This is a genomic window from Mesorhizobium sp. ESP6-5, assembly GCF_020164695.1.
GTDB lineage: Bacteria > Pseudomonadota > Alphaproteobacteria > Rhizobiales > Rhizobiaceae > Mesorhizobium > Mesorhizobium australicum.
In genome coordinates, this window is the sequence record NZ_JAIUGR010000011.1 from 149,254 (window position 1) to 167,407 (window position 18,154).

The 18,154-nt window shown below is 63.6% G+C and carries 20 protein-coding genes; 14 read left to right on the top strand and 6 right to left on the bottom strand.

Going from position 1 to position 18,154, the window contains the following annotated elements:
• The first annotated feature begins 70 nt into the window (after nt 1-70).
• The 4 genes from pgeF (at nt 71) to LB524_RS19505 (ending at nt 3,777) form a co-directional block, all read left to right on the top strand.
• Entirely contained in the window at nt 71-865 is a 795-nt protein-coding gene (gene pgeF / locus LB524_RS19490; protein ID WP_224529412.1) for a peptidoglycan editing factor PgeF, read from the top strand.
• Nucleotides 865-2,016 carry a M24 family metallopeptidase gene (locus tag LB524_RS19495; RefSeq protein WP_224529414.1) on the top strand — a complete coding sequence of 384 codons (1,152 nt, stop codon included), beginning with the start codon at nt 865-867 and terminating at the stop codon, nt 2,014-2,016. Before pgeF ends, LB524_RS19495 begins: the two co-directional genes overlap by 1 nt.
• Nucleotides 2,017-2,059: 43 nt before the next feature.
• Nucleotides 2,060-2,686, top strand: coding sequence for a hypothetical protein (locus LB524_RS19500; RefSeq protein ID WP_224529416.1), 627 nt, complete (start codon nt 2,060-2,062; stop codon nt 2,684-2,686).
• A gap of 155 nt (nt 2,687-2,841) precedes the next feature.
• On the top strand, nt 2,842-3,777 hold the full coding sequence (locus LB524_RS19505; RefSeq protein WP_224529419.1) for a ribose-phosphate pyrophosphokinase: 936 nt from the start codon (nt 2,842-2,844) through the stop codon (nt 3,775-3,777).
• Nucleotides 3,778-3,856: 79 nt separating this feature from the next.
• On the opposite strand, the gene LB524_RS19510 is transcribed toward LB524_RS19505, so the two are convergent.
• Nucleotides 3,857-4,753, bottom strand: a complete 897-nt coding sequence (locus LB524_RS19510) for an AraC family transcriptional regulator (RefSeq protein ID WP_224529422.1) — start codon at nt 4,751-4,753, stop codon at nt 3,857-3,859.
• A 140-nt stretch (nt 4,754-4,893) separates the two neighbouring features.
• On the opposite strand from LB524_RS19510, the gene LB524_RS19515 reads away from it, so the two are divergent.
• Nucleotides 4,894-6,135: an MFS transporter gene (locus LB524_RS19515; RefSeq protein ID WP_015316088.1), complete on the top strand. Its 1,242-nt coding sequence runs from the start codon at nt 4,894-4,896 to the stop codon at nt 6,133-6,135.
• A 67-nt stretch (nt 6,136-6,202) separates the two neighbouring features.
• Here LB524_RS19515 and LB524_RS19520 read toward each other — a convergent pair whose 3' ends face one another.
• Nucleotides 6,203-7,060 carry an alpha/beta fold hydrolase gene (locus tag LB524_RS19520; RefSeq protein ID WP_224529424.1) on the bottom strand — a complete coding sequence of 286 codons (858 nt, stop codon included), beginning with the start codon at nt 7,058-7,060 and terminating at the stop codon, nt 6,203-6,205.
• A gap of 151 nt (nt 7,061-7,211) precedes the next feature.
• Here LB524_RS19520 and LB524_RS19525 point away from each other — a divergent pair, with 151 nt between their 5' ends.
• The 6 genes from LB524_RS19525 (at nt 7,212) to LB524_RS19550 (ending at nt 11,319) form a co-directional block, all read left to right on the top strand.
• Nucleotides 7,212-7,640: a MarR family winged helix-turn-helix transcriptional regulator gene (locus LB524_RS19525; protein WP_140793071.1), complete on the top strand. Its 429-nt coding sequence runs from the start codon at nt 7,212-7,214 to the stop codon at nt 7,638-7,640.
• Between the two features lie 237 nt (nt 7,641-7,877).
• Nucleotides 7,878-8,519 carry a 50S ribosomal protein L25/general stress protein Ctc gene (locus LB524_RS19530; RefSeq protein WP_015316085.1) on the top strand — a complete coding sequence of 214 codons (642 nt, stop codon included), beginning with the start codon at nt 7,878-7,880 and terminating at the stop codon, nt 8,517-8,519.
• Between the two features lie 24 nt (nt 8,520-8,543).
• Entirely contained in the window at nt 8,544-9,284 is a 741-nt protein-coding gene (pth, locus tag LB524_RS19535) for an aminoacyl-tRNA hydrolase (RefSeq protein ID WP_224529427.1), read from the top strand.
• 96 nt (nt 9,285-9,380) lie between these two features.
• The gene (ychF, locus tag LB524_RS19540) at nt 9,381-10,484 is read left to right on the top strand and encodes a redox-regulated ATPase YchF (protein WP_224529447.1); all 1,104 of its coding nucleotides are present in this window, start codon (nt 9,381-9,383) and stop codon (nt 10,482-10,484) included.
• 198 nt (nt 10,485-10,682) lie between these two features.
• The gene (locus LB524_RS19545; RefSeq protein ID WP_224529458.1) at nt 10,683-10,940 is read left to right on the top strand and encodes a type II toxin-antitoxin system RelE family toxin; all 258 of its coding nucleotides are present in this window, start codon (nt 10,683-10,685) and stop codon (nt 10,938-10,940) included.
• 4 nt (nt 10,941-10,944) lie between these two features.
• Nucleotides 10,945-11,319 (top strand): helix-turn-helix domain-containing protein, encoded by a 375-nt coding sequence (locus LB524_RS19550; RefSeq protein WP_224529460.1) that lies wholly within the window; start codon nt 10,945-10,947, stop codon nt 11,317-11,319.
• Between the two features lie 119 nt (nt 11,320-11,438).
• On the opposite strand, the gene guaD is transcribed toward LB524_RS19550, so the two are convergent.
• Nucleotides 11,439-12,803, bottom strand: coding sequence for a guanine deaminase (gene guaD / locus LB524_RS19555; protein WP_224529463.1), 1,365 nt, complete (start codon nt 12,801-12,803; stop codon nt 11,439-11,441).
• Nucleotides 12,804-12,965: 162 nt separating this feature from the next.
• Here guaD and LB524_RS19560 point away from each other — a divergent pair, with 162 nt between their 5' ends.
• From LB524_RS19560 to LB524_RS19570, 3 genes are all read left to right on the top strand, one after another.
• Nucleotides 12,966-14,273, top strand: coding sequence for a uracil-xanthine permease family protein (locus LB524_RS19560; RefSeq protein ID WP_224529465.1), 1,308 nt, complete (start codon nt 12,966-12,968; stop codon nt 14,271-14,273).
• Nucleotides 14,274-14,424: 151 nt separating this feature from the next.
• Nucleotides 14,425-14,892, top strand: coding sequence for a MaoC family dehydratase (locus tag LB524_RS19565; RefSeq protein ID WP_140617690.1), 468 nt, complete (start codon nt 14,425-14,427; stop codon nt 14,890-14,892).
• Entirely contained in the window at nt 14,889-15,347 is a 459-nt protein-coding gene (locus tag LB524_RS19570) for a MaoC family dehydratase (RefSeq protein WP_015316078.1), read from the top strand. The genes LB524_RS19565 and LB524_RS19570 overlap by 4 nt, the downstream gene beginning before the upstream one ends.
• 158 nt (nt 15,348-15,505) lie before the next feature.
• Here the strand turns inward: LB524_RS19570 and LB524_RS19575 are convergent, their stop codons facing one another.
• The 3 genes from LB524_RS19575 to LB524_RS19585 all read right to left on the bottom strand — a co-directional run bounded on the left by LB524_RS19575 (nt 15,506) and on the right by LB524_RS19585 (nt 18,128).
• Complete coding sequence (locus tag LB524_RS19575) at nt 15,506-16,051, bottom strand: adenine phosphoribosyltransferase (protein ID WP_015316077.1); 546 nt, start codon at nt 16,049-16,051, stop codon at nt 15,506-15,508.
• Between the two features lie 225 nt (nt 16,052-16,276).
• Complete coding sequence (locus LB524_RS19580) at nt 16,277-16,972, bottom strand: acid phosphatase (RefSeq protein WP_015316076.1); 696 nt, start codon at nt 16,970-16,972, stop codon at nt 16,277-16,279.
• Between the two features lie 283 nt (nt 16,973-17,255).
• Nucleotides 17,256-18,128 (bottom strand): cytochrome c1, encoded by an 873-nt coding sequence (locus LB524_RS19585; RefSeq protein WP_015316075.1) that lies wholly within the window; start codon nt 18,126-18,128, stop codon nt 17,256-17,258.
• Between the last annotated feature and the right edge of the window lie 26 nt (nt 18,129-18,154).

An 18,154-nucleotide genomic window follows, 5' to 3' on the forward strand; every position in this document is an offset into this window, starting at 1 on the left:
GGTAAAAGAGCCGCCGGACTGCCGGCCGCTTTTCCTTGACGAAACCGCCCACACGGACAACAACGCCCGCATGCTCAATCAGACCAAACCGGATCCCATTCGGTCGCTGCTGCTGGACAAGGCACAGACACAAGGCATCCGCCACGGCTATTTCACCCGCATCGGCGGCGTCTCCACGGGCATCTACCGGGGCCTCAACATCGGCACCGGGTCGGATGACGACCAGGCGCTGGTGACCGAGAACCGCGCCCGTGTCGCCGCCTGGATGGGCGTGCCCGCAAATCATCTGCTGACCGCCTGGCAGGTCCATTCGCCCGACGTCATCGTCGCCAGGGAACCCTTTGCTGGCGAGCGGCCAAAGGCCGACGCCATCGTCACCGACCGGCAGGGCATCGCCATCGGGGCCTCGACCGCCGATTGCGGCCCGGTTCTGTTCGCGGATGCCGGCGCGCGCATCATCGGCGCCGCGCATGCCGGCTGGAAAGGCGCTTTGTCAGGCGTGCTCGAAAACACCATTGCCGCCATGGAGAGCCTCGGCGCCCGGCGCGAAAACATCGTCGCCGTGCTTGGCCCTTCCATCGGCCCCGCAAATTACGAGGTCGGGCCCGAATTCGTCGCCCGCTTCGTCGAGGCCGACAGCGAAAATGCCCGGTATTTCGCGCCTTCGGCCCATGCCGGCCACGCCATGTTCGACCTCAACCGCTACACGATCGACCGGCTGGCCAAGGCTGGCGTGACGGCCGATGGCCTTGGCCGCTGCACCTATGCCGAGGAAGATCTGTTTTACTCCTACCGGCGCACCACGCACCGCAGGGAGCCCGATTATGGCCGGCAGGTTTCGGCAATCGTTTTGGAGAAGGTATAATGGCGCTGCATTTTGAACGATCCGAATTCGACGCGCGGCGCGACCGGCTGATGATAGAGATGGCCGAGAAAAAGCTCGACGCCATCCTGCTGTTCGCCCAGGAAAGCATGTACTGGCTCACCGGCTACGACACGTTCGGCTTCTGCTTCTTCCAGTGCCTGGTGGTCAAGGCCGACGGCTCGATGGTGCTGCTGACCCGCTCGGCCGATCTGCGCCAGGCCCGCCAAACCTCGATCATCGACAACATCGTGCTGTGGACCGACCGCGACGGCGCCAATCCCGCGGTCGACCTGCGCAACCTGCTTAACGAACTCGACCTGCTCGGCGCCCGCATCGGCGTCGAATACGACACTCACGGCCTGACCGCCTATAATGGCCGCCGCCTGGACGAGCAGTTGCAGACCTTCGGCCAGATCGCCGACGCCTCCGGCATCGTCGGGCGGCTGCGCCTGTTCAAGAGCCCGGCCGAGGTCGCCAAAGCGGAAAAGGCAGCCAATCTCTCCGACGACGCGCTGGACGCGGCCCTGCCGCTGATCAAGCAGGGCGGCGACGAGGCGCTGATCCTGGCCTCCATGCAGGGCGCGATCTTCGCCGGCGGCGGCGACTATCCGGCCAACGAGTTCATCATCGGCTCCGGCGTCGATGCGCTGCTGTGCCGCTACAAGGCCGGACGCCGCAAGCTCACCAAGAACGACCAGCTGACGCTCGAATGGGCCGGCGTCTTCCATCACTACCATGCGCCGATGATGCGCACGGTGCTGACCGGCAAGGTCTCCAAGCGCCATCAGGAGCTGTTCGACGCCGCACGCGCGGCACTTCTGGCCGTCGAAAAGGCGATGACGCCGGGCAACAGCTTCGGCGATGTGTTCGACGCCCATGCCCGCACCATGGAAGCGCACGGGCTGACCAAGCACCGGCTGAACGCCTGCGGCTATTCGGTCGGCGCCCGCTTCACGCCGTCCTGGATGGACATGCCGATGTTCTACCAGGGCAATCCCGAGCCGATCGCGCCGAACATGACGCTGTTTGCCCACATGATCATCATGGACTCCGAGACCGAGACGGCGATGACGCTTGGCCGCAGCTACCTGACCACCGAATCCCAGCCGAAGCCGCTGTCCCGCCATGATCTCGACTTGATCGTGCAGTGAATCCATAATGGGAGGCGTTCTTCGCCAAGGAGTTAGAAGGCAAATGAGACGATCGCATGTGACGACCGTGTCATTGCTTGTGGCATTGGCTTTGACCGCCTGCACCAACGCAAAGGACGTCCTCGAACCTTCCGCCATCACCCCGCCGGCGGCCTCCGCACCGGCCACGCAAGGCAGCGCTGCCGCCTCCGTTCCCGCCCCGGCGCCATCCACGGCCGCGACGGCCACCACGACGGCGGGCGCGCCCGCGCCCATCACTTCGGCCCAGGCCGCCGCCATCCTGTCGAAGACCCGGCTGCAGATCGCGCCGATCGTCGGCGCTTCGGTGGAAGCCGCCACGCCGCTGACGGCGGAACTGCAGACACGCGCCAGGCAGCGCGGCATCACGCTGGCCGGCAGCCAGGACCAGACCGCGACCCATGTGCTCAAGGGCTACTTCTCGGCGATGACGGAGGGCAAGGACACCACGGTCATCTATGTCTGGGATGTCTACGACCCATCCGGCAACCGGCTGCACCGTATCAACGGCCAGATGAAGGCGCCTTCCACCGGTTCCGGCGACAGCGCGGGCGCCGACAGCTGGAAGTCGGTCTCGCCAGCCACCATGCAGGCGATCGCCGACCAGACCATCGACCAGTTTGCGGCCTTTCTCAGCGGCAAGGCGAGCTGAGGTGTTGCCAGCCGGTGATGCCGAACAGCTTTCTTAGGCTTAGCCGGCGGATTCACGATCTCGGCGCTTGCAATAGCCGCGCGGGCCGCTAAAAGCCCGGTTAAAAGGTGCAGGAGAGTCCGTCAGGCCTCTCCGTCCTCCACCAGGAACGGTGCATGAAACTCTTCGCGGGCAATTCCAACAGGGTGCTGGCCGAAGCGGTCGCCCGCTATATCAACGTCCCGCTGGGCAAGGCCAGTGTCAGGCGCTTCGCCGACCAGGAAATCTTCGTCGAAATCCAGGAAAACGTGCGTGGCGAGGATGTCTTCATCCTGCAGTCGACCTCGTTCCCGACCAACGATCACCTGATGGAACTGCTCATCATGATCGACGCCTTCATGCGCTCGTCGGCCAAGCGCATCACGGCGGTTATTCCCTATTTCGGCTATGCCAGGCAGGATCGCCGCGCTTCCGGGCGCACGCCGATCTCTGCCAAGCTGGTCGCCAACATGATCACCCGTGCAGGTGTCGACCGGGTTTTGACGCTGGATCTCCATGCCGGCCAGATCCAGGGCTTTTTCGACATCCCCACCGACAATCTGTTCTCGGTGCCGGTGATGGCCCGTGACGTCAAGGCGAAGTACAAGCAACTCGGCAATGTCGTCGTCGTGTCGCCCGATATTGGCGGCGTGGTGCGTGCGCGTGCGCTTGCCAAGCGTTTCGACGCGCAACTTGCCATCGTCGATAAGCGCCGTGAGCGTCCCGGCGAATCGGAAGTCATGAACATCATCGGCGCGGTCGCCGGCAAGGATTGCCTTTTGATCGACGACATCGTCGATTCCGGCGGCACGCTGTGCAATGCCGCCGACGCACTGCTAGCCAACGGCGCCACCAGCGTCACCGCCTATATCACCCACGGCGTGCTGTCGGGCGGCGCGGTCGCTCGCATCAGCGGCTCGAAGCTGCAGGAACTGGTGATCACCGATTCCATCCAGCCGACGCAAGGCGTGCTCGACGCACCCAACATCCGCGTCATCTCGATCGCCGACCTGATGGGCGAAGCCATTTCGCGCACAGCGACCGAGGAATCGGTCTCGAGCCTGTTCGACTGAAAACCAGTTATCCCTGCGGCCCAAGTTACCCCTGCGGCCCAAATTGCTCATGCGGCCCAAGTTACCCCTGCGGCCCAAGTTATTCCTGCGGCAAGGCCGATGGCGTCGGCGCCTCCAACCGGGCCGGGGCTCGCCGCATGCCTTCGCCGGCATCACGCGCGCCGCGCATATAGCCGCGCGGCGAGGAGCCAAGCATGCGCTTGAACATGGTGATGAAGGCCGGCACGCTGTCATAGCCGAGATCGAGCGCCACCCGCGTGATCGGCTCGCCATCGGCGAGCCTCGGCAGCGCCGCGAACAGGCAGGCCTGCTGGCGCCATGTCGACAGCGACAGGCCGGTCTGCCGCTGGAAGGCGCGCGTGAAGGAGCGCCGGCTCATGCCGACGGTATCGGCCCATTCGTCGATGGTCGCGTGCGGTGAGGGTGCGGCGACGAAACGCCGGCAGAGCGCCGCCAGTTTGGGATCCGACGGGAACGGCAGGCCGAGCGGCCGCTCCGGCAATTGCGGGATCTCATGCAGCAGCAGGCTCATGATCAGGCCACCGCGCCCTTCCAGTTCGCCGCCTTGCGGCAGCTTCTCGGATTCCACGATAAGACTGTGCATCAGGTCGGTGACGCCGACCACGCGCATGCCCTCCGGCAGGCCTGGGATCGCCTGCGGCATGACATAGACCGAGCGCATCGAGACGTCGCCGAGCATCTCGACGGAATGTTCGATGCCGGCTGGAATCCACATCGCATGGTCCGGCGGCACCATCCAGCGCCCATGCCGCGTCGTCACCAGCACGACGCCGACCAGCGCATGCAGCAACTGGCTGCGGCTGTGGTGGTGGTGCGGCACGTGGTAGCCATCCGGATATTCGGTCGGCAGCACCACCGCCGGCCCGACCGCCTGCTCGAGCCACTGCCAGCGCAGCCCGTGCAATTGCTCGAGGTCGGTGTGGCCGGCGCCGAAAATTTCCCTGGTTTTTGCCATTCGATATGGCCCACTTGCGAAACTATTGGACCAAACCACGAAAGAAGTCGCCTGGCAACCGGACTATAAGGCTGCCTGCGGGAAGCGCCCGCCACGTCGCCTGCGGGAACAGCCCCGCCAAAAAGACTACGGAGCCTATCTTGACCGATACGACCGCCACCAGCGTCGCGCCGCCTGCGACCGCCAGTCACGCGTCAGCCCAGGCTACGGCCTTCACCGTTATCCTGGCGGTGAGCCTCTGCCACTCCATCAACGACATCATGCAGTCGCTGCTATCGGCCATCTATCCGCTTCTGAAGGACAATTACGGCCTCGACTTCTGGCAGATCGGGCTGTTGACCTTCACCTTCCAGGTAACGGCATCCCTGCTGCAGCCGATCATCGGCGCGGTCACCGACAAGCGGCCGATGCCTTACTCGCTGCCCTGGGGCATGGCATCCTCGCTGATCGGCCTGGTCGTGCTGGCCTATGCCGGGCACTATTACCTGCTGCTGATCGGGGCCTCGCTGATCGGCATCGGTTCGGCGATCTTCCATCCGGAATCCTCGCGCATTGCCCGCTTCGCATCCGGCGGCCGGTTTGGCCTGGCGCAGTCGCTGTTCCAGGTCGGCGGCAATTTCGGCCAGTCCATGGGTCCCTTGCTGGCCGCCTTCATCGTCGTGCCCTTCGGCCAGACCAGCATCGCCTGGTTCGCCGTCGGTTCGCTGATCGGCATCGTCATCCTGTGGCAGGTCGGCGGCTGGTACAGCCGCCTGCGCGCCGCGCAAGGCAATCGCAAGGCGGCAAGCTTCGTGTCGCCCTTCCCGCGCCGCAAGGTAATGTGGGCCCTGGCGGTGCTGACCTTGCTGGTGCTGACCAAGAACGCCTACATCGCCAGCCTGGCCAGCTACTACACCTTCTATTCCATCCATAAGTTCGGCGTTTCGGTGCAGATGTCGCAGGTCATGCTGTTCCTCTTCCTCGGCTCTTCGGCGCTGGGCATCCTGCTCGGCGGTCCCTTCGGCGATCGCTATGGACAAAAGGCGATGATCTGGTTCTCGATCGTCGGTGTCCTGCCCTTCACCCTGGCGCTGCCCTACGCCAACATGGAATGGACGATGGTGCTGACCGTGCTGATCGGCCTCATCCTGTCGTCGGCCTTCTCCAACATCGTCGTCTTCGCGCAGGAGTTGGTGCCGGGCCGCGTCGGCACGATCGCCGGCATCTTCTTCGGCTTCGCCTTCGGCGTCGGCGGCATCGCGGCCGCGGTGCTTGGCGTCGTCGCCGACATGAAGGGCATCGACTTCGTCTTCCAGATCTGCTCCTACCTGCCGTTCCTGGGGCTGCTGACGGTGTTCCTGCCCAACATGAAGGAAGCCCGGAAGGCGCAAGCGGCCGCTTGAATCATCTGTTCCAGGCAAAAGGCACCCGCCATATGGCGGATGCCTTTTTCTGTTCAGGCAGAGGGCTTCAGGCCTTGAAGAAAGCCAGCAGGTCGGCGTTGATGACATCGGCGTGGGTGGTGGCCATGCCGTGCGGAAAGCCCTTGTAGACCTTGAGCTCGCCCTTCTTGAGCAGCTTGATGCTCAGCAGCGCCGAATCTGCGATGGGAACGATCTGGTCGTCGTCGCCATGCATGACCAGCACCGGCACGTCGATCTTTTGGAGGTCTTCGGTGAAATCGGTCTCCGAGAAGGCCTTGATGCAGTCGTAATGCGCCTTGGTGCCGCCCGTCATGCCCTGGCGGTACCAGTTGTCGATAACGCCCTGCGAGACCACGGCGCCCGGACGGTTGAACCCGTAGAACGGGCCAGCGGGAACATCCACGTATAGCTGCGCGCGGTTGGCGGCGACGCCCGAGCGGAAGCCGTCGAAGACCTCGATCGGCAGGCCGCCGGGATTGGCTGGGGTCTTGAGCATGATCGGCGGCACCGCGCCGAGCAACGCTGCCTTCGCGACACGGCCGCCCGCTCCATACTGGGCGACATAGCGCGCCACCTCGCCGCCACCCGTCGAATGGCCGACATGGATGGCGTCCTTGAGATCGAGATGCGCGACAAGTTCAGCCACATCGGCTGCATAGGTGTCCATCTCGTTGCCGATATCCGTCTGCGTCGAACGGCCGTGGCCGCGGCGGTCGTGGGCGATGACCCGGTAGCCTTGGCCCAGGAAGAACAGCATCTGTGCATCCCAGTCGTCGCTGCTCAGCGGCCAGCCGTGATGGAACACGATGGGCTGACCGGTTCCCCAGTCCTTGTAATAGATCTGCGTGCCGTCCTTGGTGGTGATCGTGCCGCTGCCTGAGCCTGGTTTGGTCTGCGAAGTCATCTCAATCTCCGTTTTATTGCTGTCGCGATAAACAATATCGCGATATCAATATCGCTAACCCAGCTCAGGGTTCTTGTCCATAGAAATATATATCGCGATATCTTTTTCCGTGGTACATAATGCGAGCGCTTAATCGGCAAAGGAATTCACCGTGCCTCTCCCGCTGGACAATCAGCTGTGCTTCACGCTTTACGCCACCAGCATGGCGATCAATCGCACCTACAAGCCGATGTTGGACGAGATGGGGATCACCTATCCGCAATATCTCGTGCTCAACGCGCTGGGCGAGGCCGACGGCATGTCTGTCGGCACGATCGCGCACAGGCTCGCCCTGGAATCGAGCACGGTCACGCCGTTGGTGAAGCGGATGGAGCAGGCCGGCCTGGTTACCCGCCAGCGCAGCCAGACCGACGAGCGCCAGGTACAGGTCGACCTGACACCGGCCGGCCGCAAGCTGCTCGTCCAGTGCAACTGCCTGAACGAGACCCTGGTCCAACGCTCGGGCATGACGCTGGCCGAACTCGACACGCTGAACCGGCAGGTCCAGGCGTTGCGCGATGCGTTGAGCGGCGACCGGTAGCAACGGCCTTCCCACCCGCCGCTTGCACGCCTGCCCGCCTTCCGCTATAGAGCCGCCACCCGCGTAGACACCCTTGGAGGCAACGCGGCGGAAGGCTGCCTTCCCCTTGTGATCCCGAACAAAGATCCGCTCGCTGCGGTTTCCGGCATTCGGACATCGAGGTCTGGCGGCTTTCGACGTTTACGGCCTGGTACATCGCCAACCGTAGGCGCTCCATAACACGCGAAAGGAAAAGCCATGAGCCACGATACTTACGAGCTCAAGGCCGAAGCGCGCGAACAGGTCGGTAAGGGGTCCGCCCGTGCAGTTCGCCGCAACGGTAAAGTGCCTGCAGTAATTTATGGTGACAGACAGCCTCCCCTGGCGATCGCGCTCACCTACAAGGACATCTACTACAAGATCCATGGCGGCGGGTTCCTGACCACGATCGCCACGATCGATGTCGACGGCAAGAAGATCCAGGTCCTGCCGAAGGACTTCCAGCTCGACCCGGTCAAGGATTTCCCTGTCCATGTCGACTTCCTGCGCATCGGCAAGGACACCGAAGTCAACGTCGATGTTCCCGTGCACTTCATCAATGAAGACAAGTCACCCGGCATCAAGCGCGGCGGCGTGCTCAACATCGTGCGTCACGAAGTCGAGTTCCACTGCCCGGCCAATGCGATCCCGGAATTCATCACCGTCGATCTCACCGGCGCCGACATTGGCGATTCGATCCACATCTCGTCGGTTAAGCTGCCGGCCGGCGTCAAGCCGGTCATCTCCGACCGCGACTTCACCATCGCGACCGTTGCCGGTTCGTCGGCGATGAAGCCGGAGACCGAAGAGACAGCTGAGGCCGCGGCTCCCGAAGCGGCTCCCGCCGCCGAAGAGAAGTAACTCTTTTCACGCCCGGAGGCGACGATGCCAGAAAAGACAGCGCTTGTCTTTGCCGGCCTCGGCAATCCGGGCGCGAAATACGCTGAAAACCGGCACAATGTCGGCTTCATGGCGGCGGACGCTATCGCCCGCCGCCATTCCTTTTCACCCTGGTCGAAGAAGTTCCAGGGCCTGATTTCCGAGGGCACGCTCGGCGGCGAAAAGATCATCCTGATCAAGCCGCAGACCTTCATGAACCTGTCCGGCCAGTCGGTCGGCGAAGCGCTGCGCTTCTACAAGCTCGACCTTTCCGCCCTCACCGTCTTCTATGACGAGATCGACCTTGCCGAAGGCAAGCTGCGCATCAAGACCGGCGGCGGCGCCGGCGGCCACAACGGCATCCGCTCGATTGACGGCCATGTCGGCAATGCGTACCGCCGTGTGCGCATCGGCGTCGGCCATCCCGGCGTCAAGGAAATGGTCCAGCATCATGTGCTCGGTGATTTCGCCAAGGCCGAGCGCGACTGGCTCGACCCGCTGCTCGACGCGATTGCCGACAATGCGGCGATGATCGTCAAGGGCGACGAATCCGGTTTCATGAACAAGGCCGCCCTTGCCGTCCAGGGCAAGACCGGCGCCGAACCGGAAAACCCGGCGCGGAAGCAGTCGAGCCCGAAACAGCAAAGTCATGTCCGCCAGGCCCGCCCTCAGCAGCCCGTCGCCAAGCTGCCGGAAGGCGGCCCCATGGCCGCCATGCTGAAGAAACTCTTCGGCGACAAGGACTGAGGCGTAGGGGCATGCGGCGTCACGGGGCTTGACGTTCCCAACCCCTATCGCCCATAGCCTCATCAAATTTCGCTTTTCCCGATAGGACCGGACAAAATGGGTTTCAAATGCGGCATCGTTGGCTTGCCCAATGTCGGCAAGTCGACGCTTTTCAACGCGCTGACGAGGACGGCCGCCGCGCAGGCCGCCAACTACCCGTTCTGCACCATCGAACCGAACACCGGCGAGGTGGCGGTGCCCGATCCGCGCCTGCAGAAGATCGCGGCGATCGGCAAGTCGAAGGAGATCATCCCGACCCGCATCTCCTTTGTCGACATCGCCGGCCTGGTCCGCGGCGCCTCCAAGGGCGAAGGCCTGGGCAACCAGTTCCTCGCCAACATCCGCGAGGTCGACGCCATCGTGCATGTGCTGCGCTGCTTCGAGGATGACGACATCACCCATGTCGAGGGCCGCATCGACCCCGTTGCCGACGCCGAGACGGTCGAGACCGAGCTGATGCTCGCCGACCTCGACAGCCTCGAGCGCCGCATCGTCCAGTTCCGCAAGCGCGCCGGCAGCAAGGACAAGGAAGCGACGACCGTGCTGCCGATGATGGAGGACGCGCTCGAGCTGCTGCAGGCAGGCAAGCCGACCCGCATCCTGCTCGACGGCATCTCGGCGGAAGATCTGCACACTTTGCAGGGCTTGAACCTTCTGACCTCACATCCCGTGCTCTACGTCTGCAACGTCGCCGAGGCGGACGCGGCTACCGGCAACGAGCACACCAGGGCCGTGGAGCAGATGGCCGCAGCGCAGGGCGCCCGCAATGTCGTCATTTCGGCCGCGATCGAAGCCGAGGTTGCGCAGCTCTCCGACGAGGAAGAGATGGAATTCCTGTCCTCGCTCGGCCTCGACGAGCCCGGCCTGAACAAGGTGATCCGTGCCGGCTACGAATTGTTGCAGCTCATCACCTATTTCACCGTTGGGCCGAAGGAGACGCGCGCCTGGACCGTGCACAAGGGCGCCAAGGCGCCGCAGGCGGCCGGCGTCATCCACACCGATTTCGAGCGCGGCTTCATCCGCGCCCAGACCATCGCCTACAACGACTTCGTCACGCTGGGCGGCGAAGTGGCAGCCAAGGAAGCCGGCAAGGCACGCGACGAAGGCAAGGAGTACGTCGTCCAGGACGGCGACATCATGCTGTTCAAGTTCAATACCTGAGGAGGTCGCGGCGGAGCGACCCAACCGTCAGTCGGACAGCACCATCCCTGCCGCAGAGTTCTCGCGGGGGTATTGAAGACCATAAGTCGCCTTACCCCGATCAGCACCCGGTGGAGACCGATGAAAGCCATGTCCCATCTATTTGCTATTCGCAAATTTCTAGCTTGCACTATTTTAGCTTCTAGTTAACATGCAGTCGTGCCGCTGACGCTCAGATATACTAGGGCCGCTCTGAAATCCCTGGCGCGGATGCCCGCCAACACGGCTCGGCTGATCACTGCCAAAATCGGCCAATATGCAGCCGAACCGGCCAGCTTGGCGAAAAATGTCAAACGGCTGAAAGGCCGGCCAGGCTTCAGGCTTAGGGTCGGGGACTACCGTATTATCTTCGATCAGGAAGGCACGGTAATGGACATTCTGGAGATCGGACCGCGCGGTAGCATCTACGAGGACTGAGGACATGAACAAGCCCACCATCATTACCACGCCGAATGGCGATCGTATGGCTATTCTGCCACTCGCTGATTACGAGAGCCTTGTTGAAGCGGCGGAGGACGTGGCCGACATTCAAACCTACGATCAGATCAAGCAAAAGATCACTGCCGGCGAGGAGGAGCTTATTCCGGCCGCCGTCGTCAACCGCATCCTGGACGGCGAGAATAAGATCCGCGTCTGGCGCGAGCATCGCGGGATTTCGGCTCGCGACCTCGCTGAAAAGACTGAGATCAGCGCAGGCTATCTCTCGCAGATCGAGACAGGCACCCGCGACGGTAGCTTCGACACGATCAAGCGCATCGCCGCCGCCCTCAATGTCTCGGTTGACGATCTCGTATAGCGCCCGTTGCGAAAGACGAAAACGGGCTGTCGTATTCCATGCTCGCAGGCGCTGCCGACGTCGGCACAGGGCCATGTTTATTCGCGCAGGCGAGGCCACTACAAGTGAGCGTAGCTTAGCTACAGCCGACCACCGCCCGGCCTCCGACCCAAACAGTGGCAATATTGGCCCGTGCCGCATTGAGCACGATCTTCTGAAAGACGTCGTCGAGCGTATCGTCGGCGCCGTTGACATGGATGTTCGAGGCGCTCGCTTCGGTGTCGATCAGCAGCGCGTCGAATTCGTGTCCGACGCGAAAAACTGCCTGTCGGCAGGTCGAGCGCTTCCGCGCCTCCCGCAGTCGCCAGCCAGAACGCTTCCTGATGCGTGATCGGCTCGCCGGGCGCGCCTCGCTCCTTTGCCGGCAGGCCGGCATGCACGCCGCTCTGCAATGTCCTCGAGGCCGACAGCGCGTGCCGGCAACCGTCGAACAGTGATGGGCTGTAGCCGCCTGAAATATCGGTGCCGAGCCCGACATGCATGTGCCGGTCGAGCGCCTCGCGAAGCGGAAACACTGCATTGGCGAAGTAGACGTTGGACAGCGGGCAATGAGCGACGCCGGCGCCCTTCTCCTTGATCAGGTCCATGTCCTGCCCATCGATGAAGTTCGAATGCGCCAGGATCGTATGACGGGTGAGCAGGCCGAAACCATCGAGGCTTGCCGCATCCGTTTGGCCGAAGCGCGCTTCCACGAACTGCTTTGCCCAATCGCTTTCGGAGCAATGGGTCTGCACGTGGCAACCGAACTCTTCCGCGAGTTCGCCCAGCCCCTGCAAGGCCGCGTCGGTGCAGCTTGGAATGAAGCGCGGCGTGATCACCGGCTGGACAAGCGGCCTCTCGCCCGGATCCAATGACATGACGGCCTCGATGAAGCGCCTGGTATCCGAAACAGCGCTTGCCGCATCGGCATCGCGATAGAAGGGCGGACACTGTTCGGGGTCGTCCATCACCACCTTGCCGACCAGGGCACGCTGGCCTTTCTCAAGACATGTCTCGGCGAGCGCCACGCTCGCCTCGACATGGACGGTGGCGAAATAGAGCGCGGTGGTGGTGCCGTTGGCGAGCAGATTGTCGACCAGATCAGCATAGACCGCGCGAGCATAGTCCAAATCCGCATAGCGGGCCTCGAGCGGAAAAGTGTATTTCCGCAGCCAGACTTCGAGCGGCACGTCCAGCGCCTTGCCCATCTGCGGCCATTGCGGCGCATGAATGTGCAGGTCGACGAGCCCCGGCAGCAGGAACTGCCCCTCGCCAAGTTTCACCAGCCTGCCCGCCCGGCGGGCATCGCTTATCGTGGCCGTGTATTCCGGGTGGCCGGGCGCCAGGATCTCGGCGATGCGCCCCTGTGCATCGACGCAGAACAGGTGCTCCTCCAGCACCTCCAGCCTGCCGCGCTCAGGCGTATGGAAGGCGGTGCCGAGCAGCACGAAAGGATCTGCCGTCATATCGTCGCTCCGGTGCTGCTGGCGGGCGGGGCTGCCAATGCGTGGCCTAGAAGAAAACAGTTGGCAAACATTTCCGCCGCTGTCCTTTGCCGCCGACTGATCCCATGATCGGCCGGGGATTTCCAGAGGGGACATCATGGAACGCGTTGCGCCAGAAATCAGTTGATCGCCCAGCCGGACGATCCGTTGCCCCTGGGCAAGGCCGCCCTGCTCGGCCTCCAGCACGTGCTGGCGATGGACGTCTATATCGTGCCGTTCATCATCGCGTCGGTGCTTGCCTTCAGCGTCGGCGACGCCGGCGCCTTCATCCAGTCGGCCTTCGTGGCGGCAGGCATCGCAACCCTGATCCAGTCGCAGTTGCTGATGCGGTTGCCCGTCGTCCAGGGACCGTCCTTCGTCCCGATCGGCGCGGTGCTGGCGATTGCCTTTGGCGCCGGCGGCGGCCTGCCGGGCCTGTCGGCCGTGATCGGCGCACTCATTCCGGGCGCCATACTGGTCATGCTTCTGGGATCGCCGACAAAGCTCTTCCACCGCCTCGTCAACCGCTTCGTGCCGTCCATCGTCGGCGGCGCCATCATCATCGTCGTCGGCGTCGCGCTGATGCCGGTGGCACTGAAGGAGAGCGTCTTCGCTGTCCACGGCACCGCCACCGTCGGCGGCAACATCGTCCTCGCCTTCGTCGCCGCGGCGGTGCTTGTCGGCTGCATGCTGATCGGCATGGCGCTTGGCGCGAAAGGCGCATGGCTGCGCCTGCTGTCCGTGATCATCGCGCTTGTGGCTGGCAGCGTGGCCGCCGCCTTCATGGGCCAGCTCGACATGACGGGCGTTTCCGCCGCGACCTGGTTTTCCATGCCGCGCATCGCCTTCCTCAATCTCGATGTCACCTTCTCCTGGTCGGCGACGCTGACCATGCTGATCGTCTACATCGTCGTCCTGGCCGAAACCACCGGCACCTGGTTCGCGGTCGGTGCCGTCATCGACAAGCCGCTCTCGGACGAGCAGCTCGACCGGGGCGCCACGGGCGAAGGCCTTGGCTGTCTGATCAGCGCGCTGCTGTGCAGCACGCCGGTCACCGGCTATTCGTCCAACGCCGGCATCGTCGCCATCACCGGCATCGCCAGCCGTGCCGCCTTCGGGGCGGCCGGCATCTTCCTGGTGCTGTTCGGGCTGATCGGCAAGCTTTCGGCGGTCATCGCCTCAATCCCGGGGCCGGTCATCGGCGGCGTCTTCGGAGTGCTTTGCGTCGTCATCGCCATGAACGGTTTTCGGGTGGTGCGCGGGACGCCGCTGACCGAACGCAACATGCTGGTCATCGGCCTGCCCATCCTGATGGCGCTGTTCGCCACGCTGGTACCGCCGGATTTCGTCAAGACGCTGCCCGATATCGTGCAGTACATTCTGGGCTCATCCATCGCCTTCGGCGCCGTCTGGGCGATCGTCCTGCACCAGATCCTGCCGAACGCCCGCTAGGCGATCGGAGGCGCCGCGGCTGGCCCCTACGGCCGCCGCGGGCCCGATCGCGCCGGCTGGCTCACCAGAAAGGGCTTGACCAAATCGCCCGCGGACTGCATCCGGGTTTGCCGATCCATGCGGATCGCGCGTTCTGCAGGGATGCCAGACCATGACCGGCAAGACATGGGCCTATGAGGACTTCGTCGAGGGGATCTCGTTCGATCTCGGCACCAAACAGGTAAGCGCGGCCGAAATCATCGAGTTCGCCAGCGAGTTTGATGCCCAGCCGATGCATCTCGACGAGGAGGCCGGCAAGGCGAGTATCCTGGGCGGCCTCTCGGCTTCAGGCTGGCACACCTGCGCCATGTTCATGCGCATGCTGTGCGATGCCTTCCTGCTGGACTCCACCTGCCAGGGCGCACCAGGAGTCGATCAGGTCAAATGGAAGAAGCCGGTGCTCGCCGGCGATACGCTGCGGGGCAGCCTGGTGGTTCTGGCCAGGCGCCTGTCGAAATCGAAGCCGCAACTCGGCTTCGTGACCATGCGCAGCGAACTGGTCAACCAGCGCGGCGAAAGCGTGTTCGAGCTCGAGAACTCCGTCATGTTCCTGACGCGCGACGCGGGGAATGCGGCATGACGCTCGACGAATTCTTCCGCATCGGCACCACGGTGACGCTGGGCTCGCACAGATTCGAGCCCGAGGCGATCAAGGCGTTCGCCCGCAAATACGACCCGCAGATCTTTCACATCGACGAAGAGGCCGCGAAGAAGAGCGTGCTCGGCGGCCTCTGCGCCTCCGGCTGGCATACCGCCGCCACCTGGATGAAGCTGAACCTGGAGAGCCGCCTGGACGCCGAAGGCTGGGACGGCCCGGTGCCCGAATTCGGCCCCTCGCCCGGATTCAAGAACCTGAAGTGGCTGAAGCCCGTCTTTGCCGGGCAAACCATCACCTTCACGCGCACGGCGCTGTCCCACCGCCCCATCGCGTCCCGCCCCGGCTGGCGGTTGCTGGCGCTGCTCTGCGAGGCCACTGATTCGACCGGCGGCAAGGTGCTGGAGTTCGAAAGCGCGGTGCTGGTGAAGGTGGAGTAGTCTCTTCCTTCGCCCCGTTTACGGCGTGGCCGAAGGCGGATGAGGGCGGCACCCGCGCTGGTTATCGTGTTGCCTCCCTGCCCTTCGCTATCGCTCCGGGCGTTCGAGATCTTTGAAAGGTCCACTGGACCTTTCAATTTGCCTTCGGCAAACCGGTCTCAAACCCCCTCGAACCCGATCAGCGTTCGCACCGGCACGCCGAGCGCTTCGAGCTTGGCGCGCCCGCCCAAATCCGGCAGGTCGATGACGAAACAGGCGGCGAGAATGTCGGCGCCGATCTGGCGCAGCAGCTTGACCGCCGCTTCAGCCGTGCCGCCGGTGGCGATCAGATCGTCGACCAGGATCACCTTCTCGCCGGGCGCGACGCCGTCCTTGTGCATCTCCATCTCGTCCAGCCCGTATTCCAGGCTGTAGGCGACGCGCACGGTCTCATAAGGCAGCTTGCCCTTCTTGCGGATCGGCACGAAGCCGGCCGAGAGCTGGTGGGCAACGGCGCCGCCCAAGATGAAGCCGCGCGCTTCGATGCCGGCGATCTTGTCGATCTTCTGCCCGGCATAGGGATGCACCAGCTCGTCGATGGCGCGGCGGAAGGCGCGCGCATTGCCGAGCAGCGTGGTGATGTCGCGAAACAGGATGCCGGGCTTAGGATAGTCCGGGATGGTACGGATCGAGGCCAGCAGCGTGTCTTCGAGAGAAGGTTTCATGAAGCGGCTCCGAATGATCCGGCTGACAAAGTGAAACGGCGCGGGGCCGATCGTAACCCGGCGCGACCGACAACGGCTAGCGCGATGTGGCGACCGAGACAAGCGCATCCGGCAAAGGAATTGACTACGGGCTGGGAGCCAGGCGATTTTCCTCCTGTTGGGCGCAGCCACGAAAAAGGGGCGCCCGAAGGCGCCCCGCTCGAACGGATGGCTATCGGCCAAATCCTACATGCCGAGATCGGAACGAAGCTCCGCCCTGGCCACATCGTACTCGGCCTTGAAGTCATCCCGGTTGAGCAGGACGGCGGCGATGACGCTGCCGGAAATCTTGCCCATCTCGACGTCGGACGGATAGTGGATGCCGCCGACGATGCGGTTGTGGGCGAACTCGGCCGCGCGCGCCATGATCTCAGCACGCCTTTCCGGAACCATGTCGGACAGGATGATGCCCATCATCGTGCCGACGGTCGCATGGCCGGACGGCCAGGAACCGGAGCTCGACAGCTTGACCACCGGCTTGACGAGATCGCTGAGCTGGTGCGGACGCGGGCGCTTCCAGACATCCTTGGCCGGATCGACGACGGCGCCTTCGGTCTCCACCACGCGATCGAAGAAGGCGCTGAATTTCGGCAGCTTGTCCTTGTTGAAATTCGGTCCCATGACATCGGCGAAACGCCAGACGTTTTCCTCGGCGTCGGCGATGGCGCGGGCTTCCATCTCGGGTGTGCGCGTGACCTGCATGGTCAGCACTTCGCCAAGCTCGGCCTTGGTCTCAGCCGAATCATTGGCCGGCGGCGGCGGCAGGATCATCGTCAGGTCGACATCCTTGTTGGTGATGAATGGTTTTGCGTCTTCGGCGCGGGCCGCGGAACCAACGACGAGCAGCAGCAGGCCTGCCGCAAGCGATGCGTATCTTTTCATGGACGTGATCCTTTGATGAGAGCGCCGCAGGATCGCGATGTGTGGTGACGGCCATGTGACACCGCCGAGACGTGGAGGCGCAATCCACTCAAAAAGCAGAAAGGGAGCCTCGCGGCGCCCCATGTTGTGCACTGAACGACCCAAGGCCTTTTGAGATTCAGATCAGGCTGAATCGAAAACGATGGTTTCCGAGAACCGGAGCGGAGCGTACTTGAAGTACGTGAGCACCGGAAGCGCAGGAAGCCATCGTTTGCAGACCGGCCTCACCTGAAGATCAACAGGCCTAGTGCGCGACGGCTTCCCACACCTTGCGCTTGGTCAGGTAGACCAGGGCGCCGAACAGAAGCAAGAACACCAGCACGCGGAAGCCCATCTTCTTGCGGTCTTCCATGTGCGGCTCGGCAGCCCATGTCAGGAAGGCAGCCACGTCGCGGGAATACTGGTCGATGGTCTGCGGCGAACCGTCGTCATAGGTGACCTGGCCGTCGGAGAGCGGCTTGGGCATCTTCAGCGACACGCCGGACATGAAGTACGGGTTGTAGTGTGTGCCTTCGGGGATGACCATGCCGGCGGGCGGGGTCTGGTCGTAGCCGGTCAAGAGCGAATGGATGTAGTCGGGGCCACCGGCATCATACTGGGTGAAGATATCGAAGACGAACTGCGGGAAGCCGCGCTCGACGCCGCGCGCCTTGGCCAGCAACGACATATCCGGCGGCGCCGCACCGCCATTGGAGGCAGCGGCGGCTTCCTCATTGGCGAATGGGGCCGGGAAATGGTCGGACGGCTTGCCGGGACGGTCGAACATGTCGCCGGCATCGTTGGGGCCATCATGGATGGTGTATTCGGCTGACAGCGTCTTGATCTGCGCGTCGCTGTAACCGAGGTCCGAAAGCGTGCGGAACGCCACCAGGTTCATCGAATGGCAGGCCGAGCAGACTTCCTTGTAGACCTTCAGCCCGCGCTGCAACTGCGCCTTGTCATAGGTGCCGAACGGGCCGGTGAAGCTCCAGCTCATTTCCTTCGGCTCGTTGATCGGGAAATGCGTCGGTGCCGCCGCGTTGTGCGCCTCTTCGGCCGCGAACGCCCAAGTGCCTGCAACTCCGGTGCCGGCGGCCACGAGGCCGACCAGCGCAAGCGAGGTGAGAATCTTTTTCATGCCAAATCCCCTTAGATTCTCTACCG